Consider the following 20,655-nt stretch of genomic DNA (forward strand, 5'->3'; position numbering starts at 1 on the left):
TATTAGCTCCTGTGGGCAGCTTCGAACTGCTTCATAAAATCGATGAGGGCGAGGACCCCCTCTTTTGGCATTGCATTGTAGATGCTGGCCCGCATACCACCGACCAGCCGGTGCCCCGCCAGGTTCACCAGACCAGAAGCGGCTGCTTCTTTAACAAATTGAGCTTCCAGATCCGCGTTGCCAATGACAAAGGGAATATTCATAAGACTTCGATCTTCCTTACGAATGGGCGAACGGAACAGCTTGGACTGGTCAAGGTAATCGTATAAAAGCGTAGCCTTTTCCCGGTTGCGCCGTTCAATCTCTGCGAGTCCCCCCTGCTCTTTCATCCAATCCAACACAAGACCGATGATATAAATCCCATAACAGGGAGGAGTATTGTACATAGACCCCTCTTTAGCATGAATTTCATAGCGCAGCATGGTCGGGATCCAATCAGGAACCTTTTTAATAAGATCTTCCCGAATAATCACCACCGTAACCCCTGCAGGCCCAAGATTTTTCTGGGCTCCGGCATACAGAAGGGCAAATTTTGACACATCGAGGGGTTCAGAAAGGATACAACTTGAGATATCCGCCACCAGGGGAACCGACCCGGTATTGGGAATCTTATTCCACTTGGTTCCGACGATGGTGTTATTCCAGGTGATATGATAATAAACATCCTCCGTATCAGGGGCTGGAGCTTCGGGAATATAGGAATAGGCCTTATCCTTAGAACTTGCAGCGACCCGAACTTCAGCATATTTAGAGGCTTCTTCAGCAGCTTTGCTAGCCCATACACCGGTGTCTACATAGGTTACCTTCTGCTTCTTTCCATCTTCTCTCACCGCAAGATTAAGAGGAATCATGGGAAATTGCAGGGAGGCTCCCCCCTGGAGAAACAGGACCTTATAATTGCCAGGAATTTCCATCAGTTCCCGGAGCATTGCCTCTGCATGGTCGATAATCGGTTTAAAATCCTTTGACCGGTGGCTCATCTCCATGACGGACTGACCAGTACCATTGGCATTGGTCATCTCTGCCGCTGCCCGTTCCAACACTGCTACAGGCAGCATGGAAGGCCCTGCCGAAAAATTGTACACCCGTTTGTTCATCGAAACCTCCTCATTATGAACATTGTATAGTGGCGCTGATCGCCCGTAATTCATCAACCACATTCACATTGCGGACATGAACCCCCTCGGGCACCTGTAAAACTACAGGCGCAAAATTAATGATGCCCTTAATACCCGCAGTTACCAACCGTTCTGCGGTTTTTTGGGCCTCTTCAGGGGGAACACAAAGCAAGGCCAGGGTAATCTGGAACCGAGATATAACTTCTCCCATTTTATAGGCAGGATACAGTGGCACAGGGGAATGAAGAATTTCTATCCGGTTTACACTGGAATCAAAGCCTGCGACCAGTTCATATCCTTCTTCACGAAAGACTGAATAATGAAGATAAGCAGAGCCGAGCCGCCCAAGACCTACCACACAGAATCGCTGGACCTTATCTAGCCCCAAAGTCGATTTAATTGCCGTTGCTAGTTTCTGTCGGTCATATCCGACAGGACTTGCGAAGGAACCTTCTATGTAGGAAATGTCTTTACGGATGGTGTTACTCGACCATCCGGTCCGGCTTTCAATTTCACTAGATGTTATAAACTGAACATCTAGATGATCTAATAAACGGGTTAAAGAAAGTAAACGTTCCACACTTGGTTCTGGTATTAGATTCAACAGCAAACCTCTCTGTTATTTTTTTCACAATCACTATAGCATCGAGTAATTCTACTGTCAACATGTTGCAAGCTCACTCTATTTGGATTATGATACAGCCATGCCAGCAAAACGGTTCACGGTTCTGGACCTTATCGATATTGATTTAAAGGAGCACAACTCCCTTAATCTCCGCTGTATTGGCGGCAGAAAGGGCCTGAACCGGGTTATCGCAATCCCAGACATTAACCGGCCGGGCCTTGCCCTTTCCGGTTTTTATGATGCCTTTGCCCACGAACGGATTCAAATCTTTGGCCGCGGTGAGGTTGCCTATCTTAAGAAACTGGCAGATGAAGGAAAAACTGAAACCATCGTACAAATGTTCAGTTATCCTATTCCATGTTGTATTTTCACCTATAATCAAACCCCGGACAGAAACTTTTTTGAAATTGCAGAGGCAGCTCAATGTCCCATTTTGCAGACCGACCTACCGTCTTCTGAATTTTCTTCCCGGCTTCTTCGTATCCTGAGCAACATTTTTGCGCCTCAAAAGAGTGTACATGGTGTATTAGTAGAAGTCTTCGGTCTCGGGATTCTCATTCTTGGGGACTCAGGTGTCGGAAAAAGCGAAGCGGCCCTGGAGCTCATTGAACGGGGACATCGGCTTGTGGCGGATGATGTGGTAGAAATCCGTTGTATGAACGGAAATATTCTCATGGGCTCTGGAGCCAACAAAATCATAGGCCACCATATGGAAATACGGGGTCTGGGGATCATCAATATTACCCATCTTTTTGGAGTCGGTGCAATCCGTGATAAGAAACAAATCCAACTAGTGGTGGTACTGGAGGAATGGAATTCCGAAAAGATGTATGATCGACTAGGAACCCAGGAACAAACTATGGAAATACTTGGGGTTCAGGTACCTAAACTGGAAATCCCCGTTAAGCCAGGAAGAAATATTCCCATTATTATAGAGACCGCGGCAATGAATGAACGGCTTAAGAAAATGGGATACTTTTCTGCCAAAGAATTTAACCAGAACATTCTTAAATGGATAGAAAGCGATTCTGCCCGTTCGGTCTATTTCGGGCAGGAAGATTTTATATAGACAAAGGATTTTTCTATGGTAGAACAGATGGTCACTATTAAAAATCGTGCCGGGATTCATGCCCGGCCTGCGGCATTACTTGTTCAGACTGCCAGTAAATTTAAATCCAAAATATATATTGAAAAAGAAAGTGACCGTATCAATGGGAAGTCTATCATGGGAATCATTACCCTGGGTGCTGGGTATGATACGAATCTCAAACTGATCGCCGATGGCGAAGATGAACAAGATGCACTACAAGCTCTGGTTCATCTCTTTGATTCAAAGTTCGAAGAAGATTAAAGGCTTTGTCCCGTTTTGATGCACAACAGAGAACAACAACCCTAACTATACCAGCCCTTTTTTTTATTTATACCATAGTCGGAATTCTGGTATTAGTTTTTTCTTCCAATCTTTTTACTCAATATGTACAACAGCAAAGCTTTTCTTTCTCACTGTTTATTATTGTTTTTACCCTTATTTCTCTTGTGCTTACCCTGTTTCTTGCGGTAGCTCTTTTTAGACTTATTAGGGATATTGTTCAAAAACGAAGTGGAAGCCGTCTGAAATTAAACCTTTTTTCTTACTTCTTCATTTTGACCTTACTCATTTCTGTACCGACTATCTTTGTTCACATACAGTTAATATCGAACCTGTTAAGTACCTGGAACCAAGCTAATATTGCAGCTATAGTAGAAGATGCCCATTTATTTGCCCTGGACTCATACAGTTACCGGCTTGCTCTCATTCAGCGGATAGCCGAGTCAGAGGAGATTTCTCTGGTATTGCAACAGAGGCTAAAAATATCAGAAGTGGATCCTGCCCTGCTTGCGCTACAGGAATTTCAACAAGATCAAAAAGGGCTGTACCACACCAGCAGATCGGTAGGCAATGAAGCATTCTTTTTAAACTCCTTACCGGGCACGGAAAAAGGTTTTGTCCCAAGAAATGAGGGGAGAGACCAGAGCTGTATCCGATATATTGTACCTCAACAGTATGGCAGGCTCATCCTGATTACGTTCAGCCTTGGCCATGAATTTGATGAAAAACTCGCCAGAATAGAAGCTGGCCAAGATATCATCAGAATCCTCTCCCAGTTAGAATCTCGGCTAGTATCCCTTTTGGGAGGCTTTTATATGGTGTTATACTTACCGATTTTACTTATGGTAATGATTATAGCTATTTCTCTCAGCGATAGTCTCAGTCAGCCTATCAGCAACCTGGTCCAGGCAACACGAAAAGTTGCAGAGGGCGACCTTTCAATTCGAGTAATCTGCACGACCCATGATGACATTGGAACTTTAATAGATTCATTTAACACCATGGTTAGAAACCTTGAAAAAGCTCAATCTCGAGCACTTCAAACTGAAAAAGAAAACATCTGGAAAGATATGTCCCAACGGCTCGCCCATGAAATCAAAAACCCCCTAACACCTATTAAACTTTCTGCAGAACGAGTACTTCGACGTTGGAAAACTGATCCTAAACGGCTTGGCGAGATCTTGGAAGAATCAATGCTTGCAATCATTCAAGAAACCGATGGACTCACTAACCTTCTCACTGAATTTAGAACCTTTTCTAGACTTCCACCTCCAGTACTCGAACGGACAGCGCTGCAGCCATTACTTGAAGAAGCTCTCAACTTATACCGAACATCCTACCCAGACATCCAATTTATCATCAATACTATTCCACCAAATACCTATTTACGTGTTGATCGTCGACATATCAATCAGGTTCTCGCAAATTTAATAATTAATAGCATTGATGCTATGCATGGCCGTGGTATTATTGAAATACAGACTGACCTTGTCAAAAAAACCGATTGCCGATATTGTAGAATTAGTATTAGGGATAACGGTTGTGGCATTCCGGAAGAACATCGATCGCTCATTTTTACCCCCTATTTTACTACAAAGGCAACTGGTACCGGATTGGGGCTTTCGATTGTAGAACGAATTGTTCTTGACCATGGGGGAACCATCTGGTTTGATTCTGCCATAGGTGTAGGCACCACATTTTTCATCGATCTACCGGTTGATAGTACCGGATCATGAGGGTTAATAAAGGTAATGAATACCATTTTGGTTATAGATGATGAATCAGGTATCCGCACGGCCCTATCTTCCATATTGATGGATGAAGGTTACCATGTGGAAACTGCAGAGGATGCTCTTATAGGGCTTACTCTTTTAGAACAACATCCCTTTGAGCTCATCTTTCTCGATGTACTTTTGCCTCGTTTGGGCGGCCTCGAAGCACTGGAAAAAATAAAGACCGGCTGGCCAGACATAGAGGTAGTCATGATTTCAGGCCATGCTAATGTGGATATGGCCGTCCGCGCAGTAAAACTGGGAGCCTTCGATTTTCTTGAGAAGCCACTTTCCCTAGATAAGGTATTAACGGTTACTAAAAACGCTCTGACACTACAAAAATTGCGCCAAGAAAATATCAGCCTTAAAAAGGGTAAAAAACTCCCCTATGAAGAAATTATTGGTCACAGCCCGGGGATACGAGCTGTTAAAGAACGGATTGAACAGGCAGCTCAGTCCGATGCCAGGGTACTTATAACAGGCGAGAATGGTACTGGAAAAGAACTTGTCGTCAGAGCAATTCATTATAAATCCAGCCGGGCGGATAAACCCTTGATTGAGGTGAACTGCGCAGCTATCCCTGACACCCTTATCGAAAGTGAACTTTTCGGACACGAAAAAGGAGCCTTTACCGATGCAGTTTCAAGCCGTAGAGGCCGCTTTGAGATGGCCCATAGGGGGACCCTCTTTCTCGATGAAATTGGAGACATGACCTTAACAGCTCAGGCGAAGGTACTTCGGGCTTTACAGGAACAAAAAATAGAACGACTTGGCAGTGAACAGTCACTCAATGTTGATGTCCGCGTTATAGCCGCGACCAATAAAGATTTGGAAGCCGAATGTCAAGCAGGACGATTCAGAGAAGACCTTTTTTTCCGACTCAATGTTATTCCGATTCATATACCACCCCTTAGAGAACGAAAAGAGGATATTCCCGAACTGCTGATGTATTTCTTACACAATTTTAGCGCTGAAGACATACATCTTTCAGAAAAAGCCATGGAATATCTAACCCAACAGCCCTGGCCAGGAAATGTTCGGGAACTGAAAAACTTTGCTGAACGACTTTCAATTCTTTGTGAAACCGATACTATTGAACTCGATGTGGTTCAGAATATTCTTGGAATAGTATCCTCTACTAGTACAAGAAAATCCTCGGATATGGCTGCTGAAGATAGGCATGAAAATCAAAGGGGCTTACCGGCCGAAATCCTCGAGTTGGACTATAACGAAGCAAAAGATTTGTTCGAAAAACGATATTTAGAGTATAAACTTTCTGAAAATGGGTATATTATATCCCGTACAGCAGAAGTAATTGGTATGTATCCCAGTAATCTCCATGCAAAAATTAAAAAGCATGGTATAAGGATGGAACGATGAAAGAGCTCACGGAACGGCAACGGGAAGTGCTATCCTTCATCAGTGCGTTTACAAAGTCCCACACCTACCCGCCCACAATTCGAGAAATTGCGGATCATTTTTCTATTTCTGTAAAAGGAGCCTATGATCATCTCAACGCTCTCAAGAAAAAGGGCTATCTCAGACTCAGCGACAAAAGGTCTCGAACTATCGAAGTCGTTCATACCATGGATAGGCAGAATGAAACAGAACAGCTCATACAAATACCCATTCTGGGCACTGTAGCCGCTGGGAAGCCAATCCTAGCTGAGGAAAATTGGGAAGGAACCGTTGCAATTCCTCCTTCCATGGTGAGAAAACAGGGCACCTACTTCGCCCTGAATGTCCGAGGAGACTCTATGATCGAGGCAGGCATTATGGATGGTGATTTGGCGATCATAGAAAAACGAGAAACAGCCCATAATGGAGAAATTGTTGTTGCAGTTGTTGATGATGCGGTTACTTTGAAACGTTTTTATAAAGAAAGCAACCGAATCCGACTGCAGCCTGAGAACGCTGCCTATTCTCCTATTTATTGCCAAGATATTCGACTTCTCGGGCGACTCTCCTGTATTATTCGCTCCTATACCTAGGGTAACTTATGGCTCAAGGACTCTGCTATCTCTTTACTGGTCCTGAAGTTGGAGAACAACAGGATACTATACAGTACATACGGCAGGAACTCACTAAAAAATATGGCTCAACACCGGAAGAACAATCATTTTATGCTTCAGAAACCACTGTTTCTGACATAGTATCTATACTTCGAAATGGATCGCTTTTTTCAGATGCCCGGCTTATCCTTGTTAAAAATGCAGAATATATTAAGAAAAAAGAAGATGTGGAACTCCTTTCAGGCTATATGACACAACCGCAGGAAGATACAACCCTCATTCTGATCTCCGAAGAAATTGGCATTGATAAAAAACTGGAAGCAACTATTCCCAAAGAACATAAAAAGATTTTCTGGGAACTCTTTGATAACAGAAAAACCGAATGGGTCGTTACTTTCTTTAAACGGTCTGGATACAATATTCAACCAGATGCGGTAGAAGCCATTCTGGAACTTGTGGAAAATAACACTGCGGCCCTCAGACAAGAATGTTCTCGACTCACCTTGTTTCTCGATAAAAACAAACCGGTGAGTGCCGATCAAATAGAACAATATTTAGCTCATACACGGCAGGAATCGGCCTTTTCCCTCTTTTCTCAGATCGCCTTGGGGGAACGGGAAAAGAGCCTTGAAATCTTACACACCTTACTAGATGCAAAGGAAAGTCCCCAGGCCATTATTGCAGGGCTTACCTGGTCATTCCGCAAATTGGCAGATTTTCTAGCGCTGGCAAGTACAGGACAGTTGAATGATTTTGAGCTCAAAAAAATCGGCCTTGCATCCCCTCGAGCACAACGGGACTATAGGGAAGCAGCCAAACGGTATACCATCCACAGTACCATGCAAGCCTTAGCGTTACTTGCTGAATGGGATGTACAGTTACGATCCATGGGGACCGCGATAGAATCTATCTTAATGGATATTTATTTATTAAAATTATCTGACTTATCCAGTCAGCATACCCTTGAAAGAATATAAAAAACACCATATACTGGTCTTTAAGAAAACCCAATCGGTATAAATTTACTTAAATTAAGAATTCATTCTATTTCATACTGATTGGCTCATGACTATTCCTAAGGAGTCTTTATAATGGGCGACACTAAAAACATATTGATCATTGGGGGTGGATATGGCGGCATCGAAACAGCCAAGAAGCTGGCAAAACACTATAAAAAACGCAACGACATATCCATTACGTTAATCGACCGGAATCCCTTTCATACTTTGATGACCGAATTACACGAGGTAGCCGGTCACCGGGTCGAACCCGACTCAGTCCGTATTCCCTTTGCCAAGATCTTTGGTGCATCCAAAGTTAAGGTTATTCTCGATTCTATAGAAACGGTAGATTTTAAGGAGCAGGTTGCAATCTCTGCCACTAATCGCTATCCCTATGATTACCTGGTTATTGGGTCTGGAGCGGAACCAGAATTCTTCGGGGTACCCGGAATAAAAGAAAATGCCTTTACCCTCTGGTCTTTCGATGATTCCGTGAAGATTCGGCACCATATCGAAAAAACCTTTGAAAAAGCGATTGCCATTCAAGACCCAAAACTCCGTCAAAAAATGCTTACCTTCGTAGTCGCCGGAGCCGGGTTTACCGGGATTGAATTAGCCGGTGAATTCCTGGAATGGCGGGACGAAATGTGCAAAAAATGGCTCATTTCCCCCGATGAAGTAAAGGTTATTGTCGTAGAAGCGCTTCCCACCATATTACCCATTCTGGAAGAGGACCTCAGAGCAAAGGTAGAAACGTATCTTAAGAAGCATCAAGTAGAATTAAAAACAAATACCCCCATAGTTGGAGCTGAACCGGGAATTGTAAAATTGAAGGATGGTTCCACTATAGAAACCGAAACCTTCGTATGGACTGCCGGAGTCCAGGGTTGTCACTTTGCGGGGATGCTGGACCTTACAAAAGGCCGCTGCGGTAACCGGGACTGTGAAATCATGAAAGCCCAGGGCACCTGCGGACTTGCAGACTGTAAGTTTAAGAAGGAGCATCGGGATGTATCTGGTAAAAAGGGTCGTATCCTCGTTAATGCTGAAATGCGTTCTGTAGATTACCAGAATGTCTTCCTCGTAGGGGATAACATCTGGTTCATCGAAAACAACAAACCCCTGCCACAAATTGTAGAAACAGCCCTACAGACTGCCGATGTGGCAGCCCATAATATTGCGGCAGCACTAGATGGAACGCCAGTTAAAACCTTTAAATCCAACTATCATGGGTTTATGGTTTCTGTGGGCGGAAAATATGCGGTTTCCAACGCAGGGGGCATGAAATTGTCAGGCTTCTTTGCCATGGCCATGAAGCATCTCATCAACCTGCATTACCTCCTCGGTGTGGCTGGTATCAACCAGTGCTGGGAATACCTCAAGCATGAGTTCCTGAATATGGAACATCACCGAAATATTGTCCGAGGCTTTGGGTCCTACCGGACCCGGGGCTATTGGCTCCTACCACTCAGACTCTGGCTTGGCCTCATGTGGGTTATAGAGGGGGTCAACAAGATTGGTGAAGGATGGCTCGCCTGGAGTACTGGCAGTAAATCCACCTGGATGTTCAGCCCCGGGGTACAGCAGGCTGGGACGACGGTCGCCCAGGCAGTTCAGTCAGCCGCTGCATCTGGAGCTGATGCGGTAGCAGCAGCCTCTGAATGGGTTGAAGAGACCGCAACTGCAGTAGTGCAATCTCCCCACCCTGTCTATGATGCGGTTGCTGCGGCTTCTGAGCAAGTAGCAGATACTGCAGGGGCTGCTGTTTCTGCCGGGACAGAGGCAGTTGCCCATAGTTTCAGGAAGATTTGGGACCTTAGTAAGCCCATTTTTAATCCCCAGGGTGTTGTGGCAACCTGGTTCAGAACGACCTTTATGGATGGACTTGCGAGCCACATTCCGTTTCAAGCATTCCAACTCATGGTGGTTTTAGCAGAAATTGCCATAGGGCTCGCCCTTTTTGGCGGACTCTTTACCTGGTGGGCTGCGGCAGCTTCCATCGTGATGTGTTTTGTCTTTACCCTCTCTGGTATGTTTGCATGGGACCAGGTATGGTTTATTTTTGCAGCATTCTTAATGTTGGGTGGTGCAGGCCGGGCATTTGGTCTTGATTGTTGGGTTGTACCTTTCTGTAAGAAATGGTGGAATGGTACCCGTTTTGCCCGCAAACATTACCTGTACCTGGATAACCCAAGTAAGAAAAACTAGTACGGTCCGACATGGCTGAATTCTGGAGTACCTTCCCCGGCATGGACACAGCCCTTGCTACTGTGTCCGAGCATATCCGTACCGCTACAACATCTTCGAATCCAATCATCCGGGAAGCTCTCGCTGACCTTTTTACAAAGCAGGGGAAAATGCTCCGGCCTGGGATGCTCATTCTGGCATCCCACGCAGGGAAGCCAGATATGCAACGAATCTATCCTCTTGCAGCGGCGATTGAAATATTACATACAGCAACCCTTATCCATGACGATGTCATCGATGACTCTCCCTTACGTCGCGGCCTCCCTTCGGTACATATGAGATATGGGAAAAAGGATGCGGTCCTCATCGGTGATTTTTTGCTATCCCGTTGCTTTCTGCTCGCGGCAGAATACACCACACCCCAGAATGCGATTAATCTTGGGAAAGTCATTTCTGTTATTTGTGCGATGGAATTGGATCAGGATGCAGACCGATTCCATCCATCATTATCGGTACGCAGTTATTTCAGGAAAATCATCGGAAAGACAGCCCTTTTATTTTCCCTTGCCTGCCATGTAGGGGCCTCCGAAGCCAAGGCTCCATCTACAGTAACAGAACGGCTCCGGCGTATTGGCTATAATATTGGCATGGCTTTTCAAATTATCGATGACATTCTAGACTATACAGGAAATGAGACGGAAATTAAAAAACCTGTTGGAAATGATCTGAGATCCGGCCTTGTTACTCTGCCCCTCATATGTGCCTTACAGAAAGATGTGGATGGTGAATTAGCCCGACTGGTACAACCTGATACATTTCCCCACAGTGATATTCAAAGAATTCTGGTCCTTACTAAAACCCTCGGCGGTATCAATACAGCCCGCTTGTATGCCCAACGTTTCACCACACGGGCTTTGCGGGAGATTGAACAGCTACCACAGGGTTCTGCAAAACACAACATGGATCAACTTGCCAAAAAGCTTTTAATTCGTACATACTAGGGTTTATGTTCGAAACGATTTTAATAGCCCTTGGTCTTTCGATGGATGCCTTTGCTGTATCCATATCTTCAGGTATATGTACCGAAGGTTTAAAATCCCGCCACATACTCCGAGGGTCTTTTTCTTTTGGCCTCTTCCAGTTTGCCATGCCTGTACTTGGTTGGTTCTTGGGTTCTCATTTTCGTACAGCTATTCAAAATTTCGATCATTGGATTGCCTTTGCATTGCTTGTTTTTATTGGCGGGAAAATGATTGTTGAATCCTTTGAACCTGAACCAACATCCTGTGATGATACGGCCGCACCACAAAAAGCAGGCAAAACCGATATACGGAATATAAAAACCCTATTTGCCCTTTCAGTGGCTACCAGCATCGATGCCTTAGCAGTAGGACTTTCATACAGTCTTCTTGGAAAATCTATTTTTTCTCCCGCCGTAGCGATCGGACTTATTACCTTTTCAGTTTGTATAGTAGGATTTGAATTTGGGAAACGGATTGGCTACCTCATAGAAAAACGGGCAGAACTAATTGGTGGACTTGTACTGATCGGCATTGGGGGAAAAATACTCCTGGAACACCTATTGTAAGCTCATCATTGCAGAGACCCCTACGAAGCGCTAAAGCCCCAACAATAGCCTCCGCTATTACATCTATTACAGGACCCGGTACACCCCGCATTTTAAATATAAAGATTCTTCGTACCCCACCAGTATGGGATGATCCGGCGCTTGATATCCAAATTCAAGCAAATGGAGCCGTTTTTCTGCATCCATAGCAGCATCCTGAATCATAGCTTTAAATCGCCCTTCAGTCATAGCCTGACTACAGGAGCAGGTTACCAGCACTCCACCGCGTCTCAGCAATTTTAGAGCACGAAGATTGATTTCCTTATAACCCCGGAGCGCCCCTTCTAAGGCTTTATGGGACTTGGTAAAAGCCGGCGGATCCAGAATGATGACATCAAACTGCAAATGTTTCCGTTCATAGGACCGAAGCAATTCAAAGATGTCACCGGCTTCCACAGAAACCTTATCTGCCACTCCGTTAAGTTCCGCATTTCTGCGAACCGCTTCAAGAGCCTGGGGTGAAATGTCCGCTGCAAGGACCGAAGCAGCTCCTGCACGGGCTGCATGGATAGCAAAGCCCCCAGAATGACAACACATATCAAGGACTGTTTTCTCACGGGTATACCGGGCTGCCCGACGCCGATTATCCCGCTGATCGAGAAAATGGCCCGTTTTCTGGCCTTCCAGGAGATCTACTATAAAGGGAAGCCCATTTTCAAACATACAGATACCACCCTCAGGATATATGCCCTTAAGAAGACCTGAGACCTGTGGCAGCCCTTCCAGGCTGCGCACCTGGCTTTCATCCCGTTCAACAATGCCATGAACCGGTCCGAGAACCTCATCAAGGGCAGAGAGAATAAGATCCTTCCGCATATCAAGCCCATAGGAAAGGAATTGTATCGAGAGCCAAACCCCAGGATCTCCCAGGATATTCTTAACATTCTCAAAGGTAATAGATGCTCCCGTGCAGTTCTTCTCCAGGATGAGCGGTTCAGCCTGGGCTGCCGGCCAGCCAACAAAACGGTCAATAATCAGTCCAGGTAGGAGGTCCGCTTCAGCAAAAACAAGCCGTTCGCTTTCGATATCCAGATGATAATATTCCCGTCGGCGTTCAATTGCATTGCGAAGCCGGGCTTTAAAAAAACCCTTATCAACCCCTTCTTTTGATGAAGAAAAAATACGGGCAATAATTTTTGAGTTGGGGTTCGCAACGGCCCGGCCGATATAGGTTTTTCGAGAACTTTCCACATCTACGAGCTCCCCCGGCTCAAGCGGCGCTGGTCCATTAGGGTTTAGTATGCTTGCAACCTCGTTATCAAAAACCCAGGGATGTCCCGCAAGCAAGCGGCGCTCCTGTCCTGGTTGTAGTATGATTCGTTTCATGGATATCACCTTTTATTCTGCCGGTGGGCGCCGTCGGACAACAAATTCCTGCCGAGGAGCTGTTCGTGAAAGTTCGCAGGCTTTTTTGAGCTCCGAATACAGAAATTCCTGTGCACGGAACAATTCCATGTCAGGTTCAGGGGCTTCCCTGGTCCAGCGACCATCGGCACCAAGCACATGACTATGGGTAGTATCCTTAAAATAGCTGAAAAGAATATCCTTAACAGTACCTGCAACAGTATGGTCCAGTATAGGCACCATTAGCTCAATTCGGCGGTCCAGGTTCCGGCTCATCCAGTCTGCACTGGAAAGATAGAGTTCCTCAGCACCGCCATTGGCAAAATAGATAATCCGGGAATGTTCCAGATAGCGGTCTATAAGGCTTACTACATGAATGTTTTCCGAAAGCCCCGAAACTCCCGGTACCAGCATACAAATACCCCGGATATTTAGCTGAATCGAGACACCAGCCTGGCTGGCTCGATAGAGAGCATTGATTACCTCTACATCAGCCAGGGAGTTCAATTTTGCCACAATTTTACCAGGATATTCCTGACTTGACCGTTTAGCTTCCCGATCAATGAGTTCAATGAGTCTGCGTTTTAAATTTACCGGTGCAATAACTAGTTGCTGCATACTCTGGATAACCGAATAACCGGTGATCATATTAAAAAAGAGGGTTGCATCCTGGGCGATCTGAGGATGTATCGTAAAGAGACTTAGGTCACTGTAGAGCCGAGCAGTCTTATCATTATAGTTACCTGTAGAAAGATGTATATACCGACATATTCCATTTTCTTCCCGACGAACGACAAGGCAAATTTTAGCATGCACCTTAAGCTGTGCGATTCCGTATACAACAATAACGCCAGCCCGTTCCAATCGGGATGCCCAGGTAATATTTCGTTCCTCATCAAACCGAGCCTTCAGTTCTACGAGGACTGTTACCTGTTTGCCATTTCGGGCAGCCTGTTCCAAAGCTTTTACGATCGGGGAGTCACCACTGGTACGATAGAGGGTAATTTTGATAGCAAGCACCTGGGGATCTAGAGCCGCATCCTGGATAAAACGGATCACCGGATCAAAGGTGTGATAGGGAAGCTGTAAAAGCACATCCCGTTGGTGCAAGGTATCCCAAAGGGGTTCATCTTCAGGCAATTCCACAGGCCAGAGCGGGGGCCAGGGCTCTTCCCGAAACTGGTCAAATCCTTTAATAAAGGCTAATTCTGATAGGGAACGTAAATCAATGGGCCCTAACATTTCATATATATCTATTGGATCAAGCTTCAGAAGACGAGCAATTCGTTCTTTAAGTATTGGGCTGTTACCTGTATAGGAAAGCCGTACCGGCCATGAATGTTCCCGATTCTGAAGTACCTCTGTCATAGCTTCGACAAAGTCTTCGTCCCGTTCTTCATCCACCGCGAAATCCGCATCCCGGGTAATCTTAAAGAGCATAGCTTCCTTAATGGTATAACCGTTAAAAAGCCGATAGGCCCACATCATAACAATATCATCGAGTAAAGTCCAAGGCTTTACCTGATGTGGTTCTGGGGGGAGCCAGATTATGCGGTCCAATGCGGTAGGAACTTGGACAATAGCTACCTGACCATTATCGAGAAGAAAGGCACCATGAAGTTTCAGATTCCCCATGCTGGGAGGTTCCATATCTTCTTCCAGTCGAAGGGGTGTTAAAATGGGAAAAACTTCTTTTTGGAATAGGTTCTCAAGATACTCAAATTGGTTCTGGCTATAGGAATCGGGTCTGATAAGTTCGAGACCGATTTTTGCAAGCTCGGGCAGGACATCCTGGTTTAAGCATTCATAGGTTTGTTTTGTAATCTCTTGGACCTTTTGAGCAATCAGACTGAGCTGCTCTTCCGGCAAAAGACCTGAAGCATCACGCCCCAGATTCATCCGCTGGGCTCTCTTGATAGCCGCAACCCGGACCATGAAAAACTCATCAAAATTGGATGCAACAATGGTCAGAAATTTCAGCCGATCAAGAACCGGAAGATCCCGGCGAAGGGCTTCACCAAGGACCCGGGCATTAAAGTCTACCCAGGAAAGATCCCGATTAAAATAACGAAATGGCACGTTTTGCATAATCAACCTACAATAATAGTACTTTATAGCCGAAAACATCCTGAAACATATCCGACTTTTCTTCAAGTCCAAGCCGTTCCAGGGTAAGATCATGACTACCCATGACAGTGATCACGATAGCATCTTCCCGCTGTTCTACTTTTATTTCTTTAATACGCTGGGCATGACCCCGATCCAGTGCATCGGCGACACGGAGAATCGCGGCAAGTTTTAAAACAAGAATACGCTCCTCCCGTTGCAGAGCAATAAAGGCTATATGGGTTGAATTGGGAGGCGCCTTCCTATGATAGCGGACCACATTGGAAATAACATCCAGATCTTCCTGATGTAACCCGAAAATCTCAGAATTAGCCACAATATACTGACTATGCTTATGATGCCCCGAACTGCGGATGAACATGCCGATATCATGGAGCAGACCTGCGACTTCCAACAGAAGTCGTGCACGACGGTCCAAACCGTGTATTTTTACCAGGGCATCGAAAAGCATCAGCGCAAGGTTTGTCACATGGCGGCTATGATGTTCATCAAACCGGTATTTTTTACCTAAATTGATGGCTGAAGCAATAACCTGGGAATAAAACTCTTCCTGCAGGTTCGGGTCCACCCCCTGGGACAGGTTGATGAGCATCCCTTCCCGAATTGATGCATTGGGAACAATCAGTTCTGTAGCTGCGGTTTTTTCAAGGAAGAGCTTATAGGTGAGGAGCCCCGGAATAATTCCTTCTGCTTCTGCAAAGGGAATTCTCAGCTTCTGGACACATTCTTCTATACTATACCCTTTGATACGGTCGACAAAATCTATAAACACCTGCCGGTCAACGACCCAGCAGTCCTTGTTTAATTCAATACCAAACCTGCTTGCTACCAGCCGGGCATCGGACCCAGCCACAATAAATAGTTTGATATGACTGAGATCAAGTTCTACATTGAGGGATTCACAGGTATTATTGACACTTTCCGTAAGAAATCGCTGCAGATACAGGTTAGACCCCATAGCCTGCCGAACCTGCTGATCGACCAGAATAGTACCAAGCCTGAGGCTGTGGGCGGCCACCATTTTTCCCCGCCGCAACAGCATTAATTCGGTTGAACCGCCGCCAACCTCAATAATTACCGAATTACAACGACTAAACTGTGGTCGGTCATCCTTGAGGGCAAAGCGAACCGCAAGATACATAAGCCGGTTTTCTTCAATGCCTTCTACAACCAGAATCCTGAAACCAGTCTGGAGGTAGACCCGGTCAATGAACATATCCCGATTTCGGGCCTCCCGGAGTGCGCTGGTAGCTATGACATGGATATCCCGGTCATCAATACCCCAACCATTCAAAAGTTCCCGGTAATTCTGAAGCACCACCATGCTGGCAAGCATGGATTCACGGGATATGCTGCCGCGGGTAAACACATCGCGGCCTAGGGCGACAGGTTTTCCGGATCTATCTACCACATGCCAATCCCCTGTGGGACTTAATTCCGCGACAATAAGACGGATGCCGGTGGAACCTATTTCAACAACCGCCACCAACCGGTAGTCCATACTGGCCATAGTTGCCTGCTTAAAGCTTATCTATAAGCATGGAGCACTTACCAGAGGGTATGGGGAGGGTTTTCTTTTTCTTTCCCAGTATATTGATGGTAAAATAGTATAATTTTTCACTTTCCATGTGAATTTCCCAGCCTCTACCGCTCTTATTGGAAAGAATGGTAATCATGTTCCGTTTCAGAGATAGGTTCTCAATACCCATAATTTCCAGGTTCGGAATGATCCAATCTACGGTCTTACGGGGAAGTGAGATAGACAGCCCAATGATATTTTCTATGGTGAGACAAATTGTAGAAAGGGCAATATAGCTTAAATAATTAGCTCGGGGAAAACCTTCTCGTCCTGGCCATTGGGCAGGCCCTTCCTTTAAGGGGAGATAGGCTTCCCATAGATTCCCCTTATGATGATTCCCTTCAGGATGCATGGAATCGAGTACAAAATAGAGATGCCGGATAGAACATTCACGGGCAAGATCCCAACGTTGATACCTTTCCAGTCCCTTAATTACCATAAAGGTTAGATGAGGAAATACGGATCCCCGGTAGCCATCGCCTCCTTCACTGAAAGAAGGTTCATTCCGTGCTACCGTCGGATAGGGATGCGGAGTACCGAAATACTCAGGATCGGTAAGTTTTTCTATGAGCCGTTCAGCCTTATCGTCATTCGGCAGTTCTGCCAGAAGAGGCCAGTAACCGGCGATTGTTTTTACCGAAAGCCGCCGTTCATGTTCGTCCAAATCGTAATAAAACCCTGAGTCAGGATCCCACATAAGGGAGTTAATTCTTGTTTTTAATGAGAAATACTGCCGCTTATATTGAAAACTAGATTCCTTATCGTTAAGTATATCCGCCAGAGCAGACATATAAAGAGCATTAATTGCCATGACCGTATTAAAATCGATAGGGTATACCGCTCCCTCTCGGGGAGCATTATCCATACCTGTTGCAGCGAGAGGAACCGCATAGAGGCCATTAGGTCGTTTGTACAAAGAATCAATCCAAGCCATGTATCGATGCAAGATAGGAACTACTTCTTTTACCCGTTTCTTATTAGCAGACTTATGGTACAGATTAAATTCTGCCCATGCAAAAAGAGGCAGCCCAAGCCCTTCAGGATTATCAGGGCTTACGACGGGCAGGCCCGTTGCAATTTCATAGGCACAACGAATAGCACCATTTGCTTCCTGATGTTCATAAAAGATATCCAAAGTTGGATGAGCCTGATAAATTCTATTTGAGTAAACGAGAAAAAAGGATGATAAAATTGCTTCCAGCTGGGTGACCTGAGTACAACCGGGATGCCCAAAAAATTTACCCTTGATAGGGCTCTTTTCCGGCCCTGAAAGCCAGCTGTCCTGTATCCAAGCCCACGTTCTGTCGTATATATCTACAAAATCCTGATCATAGAAGTGGATTTTTGGAAAATCACGCTTTATCACAAAGACTCCTTTACATCCTTACAAAAGTAACGTAAGGAAGATAAAATGTCAAATATATTCATCCTTGACAAGACCTTGACAGGCCGGCCTATGACTAGCATAGTACGAAGGAAGGCGGGTGTAGTATGTTAAAATCCTATATAGCATTGGAAGTTCGTATACTCCTTCTCACAGGAGTAAAAACATTCTGTAATTGTACCTATCAGGATAATGGGATGCTGGGATCATGTCCTATATGCCGAGGTGAAGGGACTCTTTCACCCCAATTAAACCAAATTGCTGCCCGTAAGGCCTATACGATTACCAAGGCCTTAAACTGTACTATTGTTAAAAATCCACCCTATGAGAAAAATCTCAGCACCCCTGAACTACCACCAGAATATTCCCTGTCCCGTCTTTCCCTTAAATTGGGAACCGATGGCTTTATGGATATTGTGTTTCACAGGAGAAGAAAACATATCCGGATTGCAGAACTTCGTATCGAAGAAGATGCAGGCCGTTTAACCCATTCAGGAAAAGAAACCAGAATGGATTACACCACCGCCGGGATGCCAAGCCTGAGACTCAGGACCGAAGCGGATTTTGAAATTGGAGAAGAAGCAGAGGTATTTCTCTCTGACCTTCGTCGACGGCTACAATATCTGGAAGTTATCCCAGGAGTACCTGTAGAAAGTGTCATCCGCTGTAATGCCCATGTGGCTCTGGCCCCTTATCCTGAAGAACCAGAAGGCTATGTTAAACTACGGAATCTCAATTCCTTTAATTTTGTAAGAAAAGCGATCAATACAGAATTAAACCGGCAGGAAGAAATCTTAGAACACGGTGGTACCGTATTACCAGAAAGTCGCATCTGGAACGAAACAAAAAACACAACCGAATCTTTTCAGAAAAGGAAACTTGAAAATCGACCAAAATTTACTCCCCTTGAAAAGGTTCCTCCCTTTACCCCGGGACCAGAAATATTAGAAGCCCTGGAAACCTTTACCGTCGAATTACCTGAACCCCGCCGCAACCGGGTTATGAGCCAATATGGACTTACCCTACCCCAGGCTGAGTTTATTTGTGACGAAAAAAGCAGGGCCGATTATTTTGAAAAAACCATTGAACTGGGAGGAACACCTCGAGAAACAGCCCAATGGTTATCATCCTTTGTAATAAAGGAATTTAAACGGCTTCAGTTTACACCTATTACAGCACCATTAACACCAGTGCGATTTGCCAGTATTCTGAAGATGTTATCTGAGCGTCGTATTCACTCTGGGATTGCAAAACAAACTATTACTGCTGTTCTGGAGGAAAATAAAGATCCGGAGCTCATTGTTAAAGAGCGTGGTTGGGAGCAGCTCACCGATGAAAAGGTCATCTCTGAAATAGTCCATAAAATTATCGAAGAGAACCCTCTTGAGGTTAAACGGGTTCGAGAAGGTGATGCCCGGCCTATACGATTCTTAACCGGGCGTATCATGCGGGAAACCGGAGGACTTGCTGAACCAAATATGGTTAAGCAAATACTTCGGGAACAACTTTCTGTTTCCCTTGTCTATGTGCTTTCTATGGGAGGAGCAATTTCTGGCCGTATTGCAGAAGATGGCATGGTAGAAAGCGGTGATGAACGGATACTCAAAGAACTCATCCACCAACGGATGAACAATTTGGAATCCAAGATTCGCTTTGAATCCATCCAGGTTGGACGGCTCCTTTCCGAAGAGATTATTCCTTCCGACTGGGCTGCCCTCATCACGACCATTACCGAACGGATTAATTCAGGAACCGCCAATGGTATAGTGGTTGCCCATGGGACAGACACCCTTCCCTATACAGCACCACTCCTGTACTGGCTCTTTGCCGATGCGGGTGTTCCCATCGTGCTTGCGGCCTCATCTACAGCGCCGGGAACATCCAATGAAGCTGCTGAAACCATGGAGATGGCCATCAACCTAGCTGTACAAGAAAAGACAGGTGTCTATGTGGTCCATAGTGGTAGAGTTCTGTCACCGCTTAATCTTAAATTTGAGCGCATTGGCTCTGATGGATTCCGAAATTGGAACATGCAGAAAGCCATTCATTATGGTTCATCTCTTTTAACGGGGCTTCTAGAAGCTGATCAATACGTTGTAACTCAACTTCTGGAAGAAGCGGCTAACGCTATGTGTGTCATACGGATTTATCCAGGGCTCCGATCAGATTATCTTACTGCCCTTATGGATCAAGGGGTTCGTTATTTTTTCTTGGAACTTTACGATACAGGAACCGCAGGCTTCCGTGAAGGTCCCTATTCGCTAAAACGGGCCTTTGCAATGGGGAGAAAAAAGCAGGCCCGGTTTTACTGTACCTCCCAACAGGAAGGGCTCGTTGATTTTTCCGGTTACAGTACCTCCAAGGAGCTGTGGAAAGAAGGAGCCGTACCTATGGGTGTATATACCACAGAAACGGTGGTAGCCCGGTTCCTGGCCGCAAGCATCATTGCTGACAGTGAACAAGAACGGGATGAACTTATGGAACGGGCTGGTCCTGAATCCCTCCAATAG

Annotated in this window: 16 protein-coding genes; 10 read left to right on the forward strand and 6 right to left on the reverse strand. The window is 45.4% G+C overall.

Features of this window, described 5'->3' with window-relative positions:
- Nucleotides 1-2: 2 nt before the first annotated feature.
- Both serC and SPICA_RS13075 read right to left on the reverse strand, forming a co-directional pair.
- Nucleotides 3-1,097: a 3-phosphoserine/phosphohydroxythreonine transaminase gene (serC, locus tag SPICA_RS13070; protein ID WP_013969954.1), complete on the reverse strand. Its 1,095-nt coding sequence runs from the start codon at nucleotides 1,095-1,097 to the stop codon at nucleotides 3-5.
- Between the two features lie 13 nt (nucleotides 1,098-1,110).
- A complete protein-coding gene (locus SPICA_RS13075) occupies nucleotides 1,111-1,728 on the reverse strand; it encodes a redox-sensing transcriptional repressor Rex (protein ID WP_335328876.1) in 618 nt (205 codons plus the stop codon).
- Between the two features lie 94 nt (nucleotides 1,729-1,822).
- Between SPICA_RS13075 and hprK the strand changes: the two genes are divergently transcribed.
- The 9 genes from hprK (at nucleotide 1,823) to SPICA_RS13120 (ending at nucleotide 11,672) form a co-directional block, all read left to right on the forward strand.
- Nucleotides 1,823-2,812: an HPr(Ser) kinase/phosphatase gene (hprK, locus tag SPICA_RS13080; RefSeq protein ID WP_013969956.1), complete on the forward strand. Its 990-nt coding sequence runs from the start codon at nucleotides 1,823-1,825 to the stop codon at nucleotides 2,810-2,812.
- A gap of 15 nt (nucleotides 2,813-2,827) precedes the next feature.
- Nucleotides 2,828-3,094, forward strand: coding sequence for an HPr family phosphocarrier protein (locus SPICA_RS13085; protein WP_013969957.1), 267 nt, complete (start codon nucleotides 2,828-2,830; stop codon nucleotides 3,092-3,094).
- Nucleotides 3,095-3,099: 5 nt separating this feature from the next.
- A complete protein-coding gene (locus SPICA_RS13090) occupies nucleotides 3,100-4,848 on the forward strand; it encodes a sensor histidine kinase (RefSeq protein WP_013969958.1) in 1,749 nt (582 codons plus the stop codon).
- 15 nt (nucleotides 4,849-4,863) lie between these two features.
- Nucleotides 4,864-6,264, forward strand: a complete 1,401-nt coding sequence (locus SPICA_RS13095) for a sigma-54-dependent transcriptional regulator (RefSeq protein WP_013969959.1) — start codon at nucleotides 4,864-4,866, stop codon at nucleotides 6,262-6,264.
- A complete protein-coding gene (gene lexA / locus SPICA_RS13100) occupies nucleotides 6,261-6,875 on the forward strand; it encodes a transcriptional repressor LexA (RefSeq protein WP_013969960.1) in 615 nt (204 codons plus the stop codon). The genes SPICA_RS13095 and lexA overlap by 4 nt, the downstream gene beginning before the upstream one ends.
- 8 nt (nucleotides 6,876-6,883) lie before the next feature.
- The gene (gene holA, locus SPICA_RS13105) at nucleotides 6,884-7,873 is read left to right on the forward strand and encodes a DNA polymerase III subunit delta (protein ID WP_013969961.1); all 990 of its coding nucleotides are present in this window, start codon (nucleotides 6,884-6,886) and stop codon (nucleotides 7,871-7,873) included.
- Between the two features lie 114 nt (nucleotides 7,874-7,987).
- Nucleotides 7,988-10,105: an FAD-dependent oxidoreductase gene (locus SPICA_RS13110; protein WP_013969962.1), complete on the forward strand. Its 2,118-nt coding sequence runs from the start codon at nucleotides 7,988-7,990 to the stop codon at nucleotides 10,103-10,105.
- An 11-nt stretch (nucleotides 10,106-10,116) separates the two neighbouring features.
- Nucleotides 10,117-11,085, forward strand: coding sequence for a polyprenyl synthetase family protein (locus SPICA_RS13115; RefSeq protein WP_013969963.1), 969 nt, complete (start codon nucleotides 10,117-10,119; stop codon nucleotides 11,083-11,085).
- A gap of 5 nt (nucleotides 11,086-11,090) precedes the next feature.
- Nucleotides 11,091-11,672: a manganese efflux pump MntP gene (locus SPICA_RS13120; protein ID WP_013969964.1), complete on the forward strand. Its 582-nt coding sequence runs from the start codon at nucleotides 11,091-11,093 to the stop codon at nucleotides 11,670-11,672.
- 66 nt (nucleotides 11,673-11,738) lie between these two features.
- Here SPICA_RS13120 and SPICA_RS13125 read toward each other — a convergent pair whose 3' ends face one another.
- The 4 genes from SPICA_RS13125 to SPICA_RS13140 are packed head-to-tail and all read right to left on the reverse strand — an operon-like array spanning nucleotide 11,739 to nucleotide 18,127.
- The gene (locus SPICA_RS13125) at nucleotides 11,739-13,037 is read right to left on the reverse strand and encodes a class I SAM-dependent rRNA methyltransferase (protein ID WP_013969965.1); all 1,299 of its coding nucleotides are present in this window, start codon (nucleotides 13,035-13,037) and stop codon (nucleotides 11,739-11,741) included.
- A 12-nt stretch (nucleotides 13,038-13,049) separates the two neighbouring features.
- Nucleotides 13,050-15,143, reverse strand: coding sequence for a polyphosphate kinase 1 (gene ppk1, locus SPICA_RS13130; RefSeq protein ID WP_013969966.1), 2,094 nt, complete (start codon nucleotides 15,141-15,143; stop codon nucleotides 13,050-13,052).
- Between the two features lie 7 nt (nucleotides 15,144-15,150).
- Nucleotides 15,151-16,692, reverse strand: a complete 1,542-nt coding sequence (locus tag SPICA_RS13135; protein WP_013969967.1) for a Ppx/GppA phosphatase family protein — start codon at nucleotides 16,690-16,692, stop codon at nucleotides 15,151-15,153.
- 10 nt (nucleotides 16,693-16,702) lie between these two features.
- Nucleotides 16,703-18,127, reverse strand: coding sequence for an amylo-alpha-1,6-glucosidase (locus SPICA_RS13140; protein ID WP_013969968.1), 1,425 nt, complete (start codon nucleotides 18,125-18,127; stop codon nucleotides 16,703-16,705).
- 125 nt (nucleotides 18,128-18,252) lie between these two features.
- On the opposite strand from SPICA_RS13140, the gene SPICA_RS13145 reads away from it, so the two are divergent.
- Nucleotides 18,253-20,655, forward strand: a complete 2,403-nt coding sequence (locus SPICA_RS13145) for an asparaginase domain-containing protein (RefSeq protein ID WP_013969969.1) — start codon at nucleotides 18,253-18,255, stop codon at nucleotides 20,653-20,655.

The sequence above is a fragment of the Gracilinema caldarium DSM 7334 genome, from assembly GCF_000219725.1.
GTDB lineage: Bacteria > Spirochaetota > Spirochaetia > Treponematales > Breznakiellaceae > Gracilinema > Gracilinema caldarium.

What these genes read in the sequence shown, in the direction of transcription:
- serC (WP_013969954.1), bottom strand. Translation starts at nt 1,097, where the DNA reads ATGAACAAACGGGTGTACAATTTTTCGGCAGGGCCTTCCATGCTGCCT.
- hprK (WP_013969956.1), top strand. Translation starts at nt 1,823, where the DNA reads ATGCCAGCAAAACGGTTCACGGTTCTGGACCTTATCGATATTGATTTA.
- SPICA_RS13085 (WP_013969957.1), top strand. Translation starts at nt 2,828, where the DNA reads ATGGTAGAACAGATGGTCACTATTAAAAATCGTGCCGGGATTCATGCC.
- SPICA_RS13095 (WP_013969959.1), top strand. Translation starts at nt 4,864, where the DNA reads ATGAATACCATTTTGGTTATAGATGATGAATCAGGTATCCGCACGGCC.
- lexA (WP_013969960.1), top strand. Translation starts at nt 6,261, where the DNA reads ATGAAAGAGCTCACGGAACGGCAACGGGAAGTGCTATCCTTCATCAGT.
- holA (WP_013969961.1), top strand. Translation starts at nt 6,884, where the DNA reads ATGGCTCAAGGACTCTGCTATCTCTTTACTGGTCCTGAAGTTGGAGAA.
- SPICA_RS13110 (WP_013969962.1), top strand. Translation starts at nt 7,988, where the DNA reads ATGGGCGACACTAAAAACATATTGATCATTGGGGGTGGATATGGCGGC.
- SPICA_RS13115 (WP_013969963.1), top strand. Translation starts at nt 10,117, where the DNA reads ATGGCTGAATTCTGGAGTACCTTCCCCGGCATGGACACAGCCCTTGCT.
- SPICA_RS13120 (WP_013969964.1), top strand. Translation starts at nt 11,091, where the DNA reads ATGTTCGAAACGATTTTAATAGCCCTTGGTCTTTCGATGGATGCCTTT.
- SPICA_RS13125 (WP_013969965.1), bottom strand. Translation starts at nt 13,037, where the DNA reads ATGAAACGAATCATACTACAACCAGGACAGGAGCGCCGCTTGCTTGCG.
- ppk1 (WP_013969966.1), bottom strand. Translation starts at nt 15,143, where the DNA reads ATGCAAAACGTGCCATTTCGTTATTTTAATCGGGATCTTTCCTGGGTA.
- SPICA_RS13135 (WP_013969967.1), bottom strand. Translation starts at nt 16,692, where the DNA reads ATGGCCAGTATGGACTACCGGTTGGTGGCGGTTGTTGAAATAGGTTCC.
- SPICA_RS13145 (WP_013969969.1), top strand. Translation starts at nt 18,253, where the DNA reads ATGTTAAAATCCTATATAGCATTGGAAGTTCGTATACTCCTTCTCACA.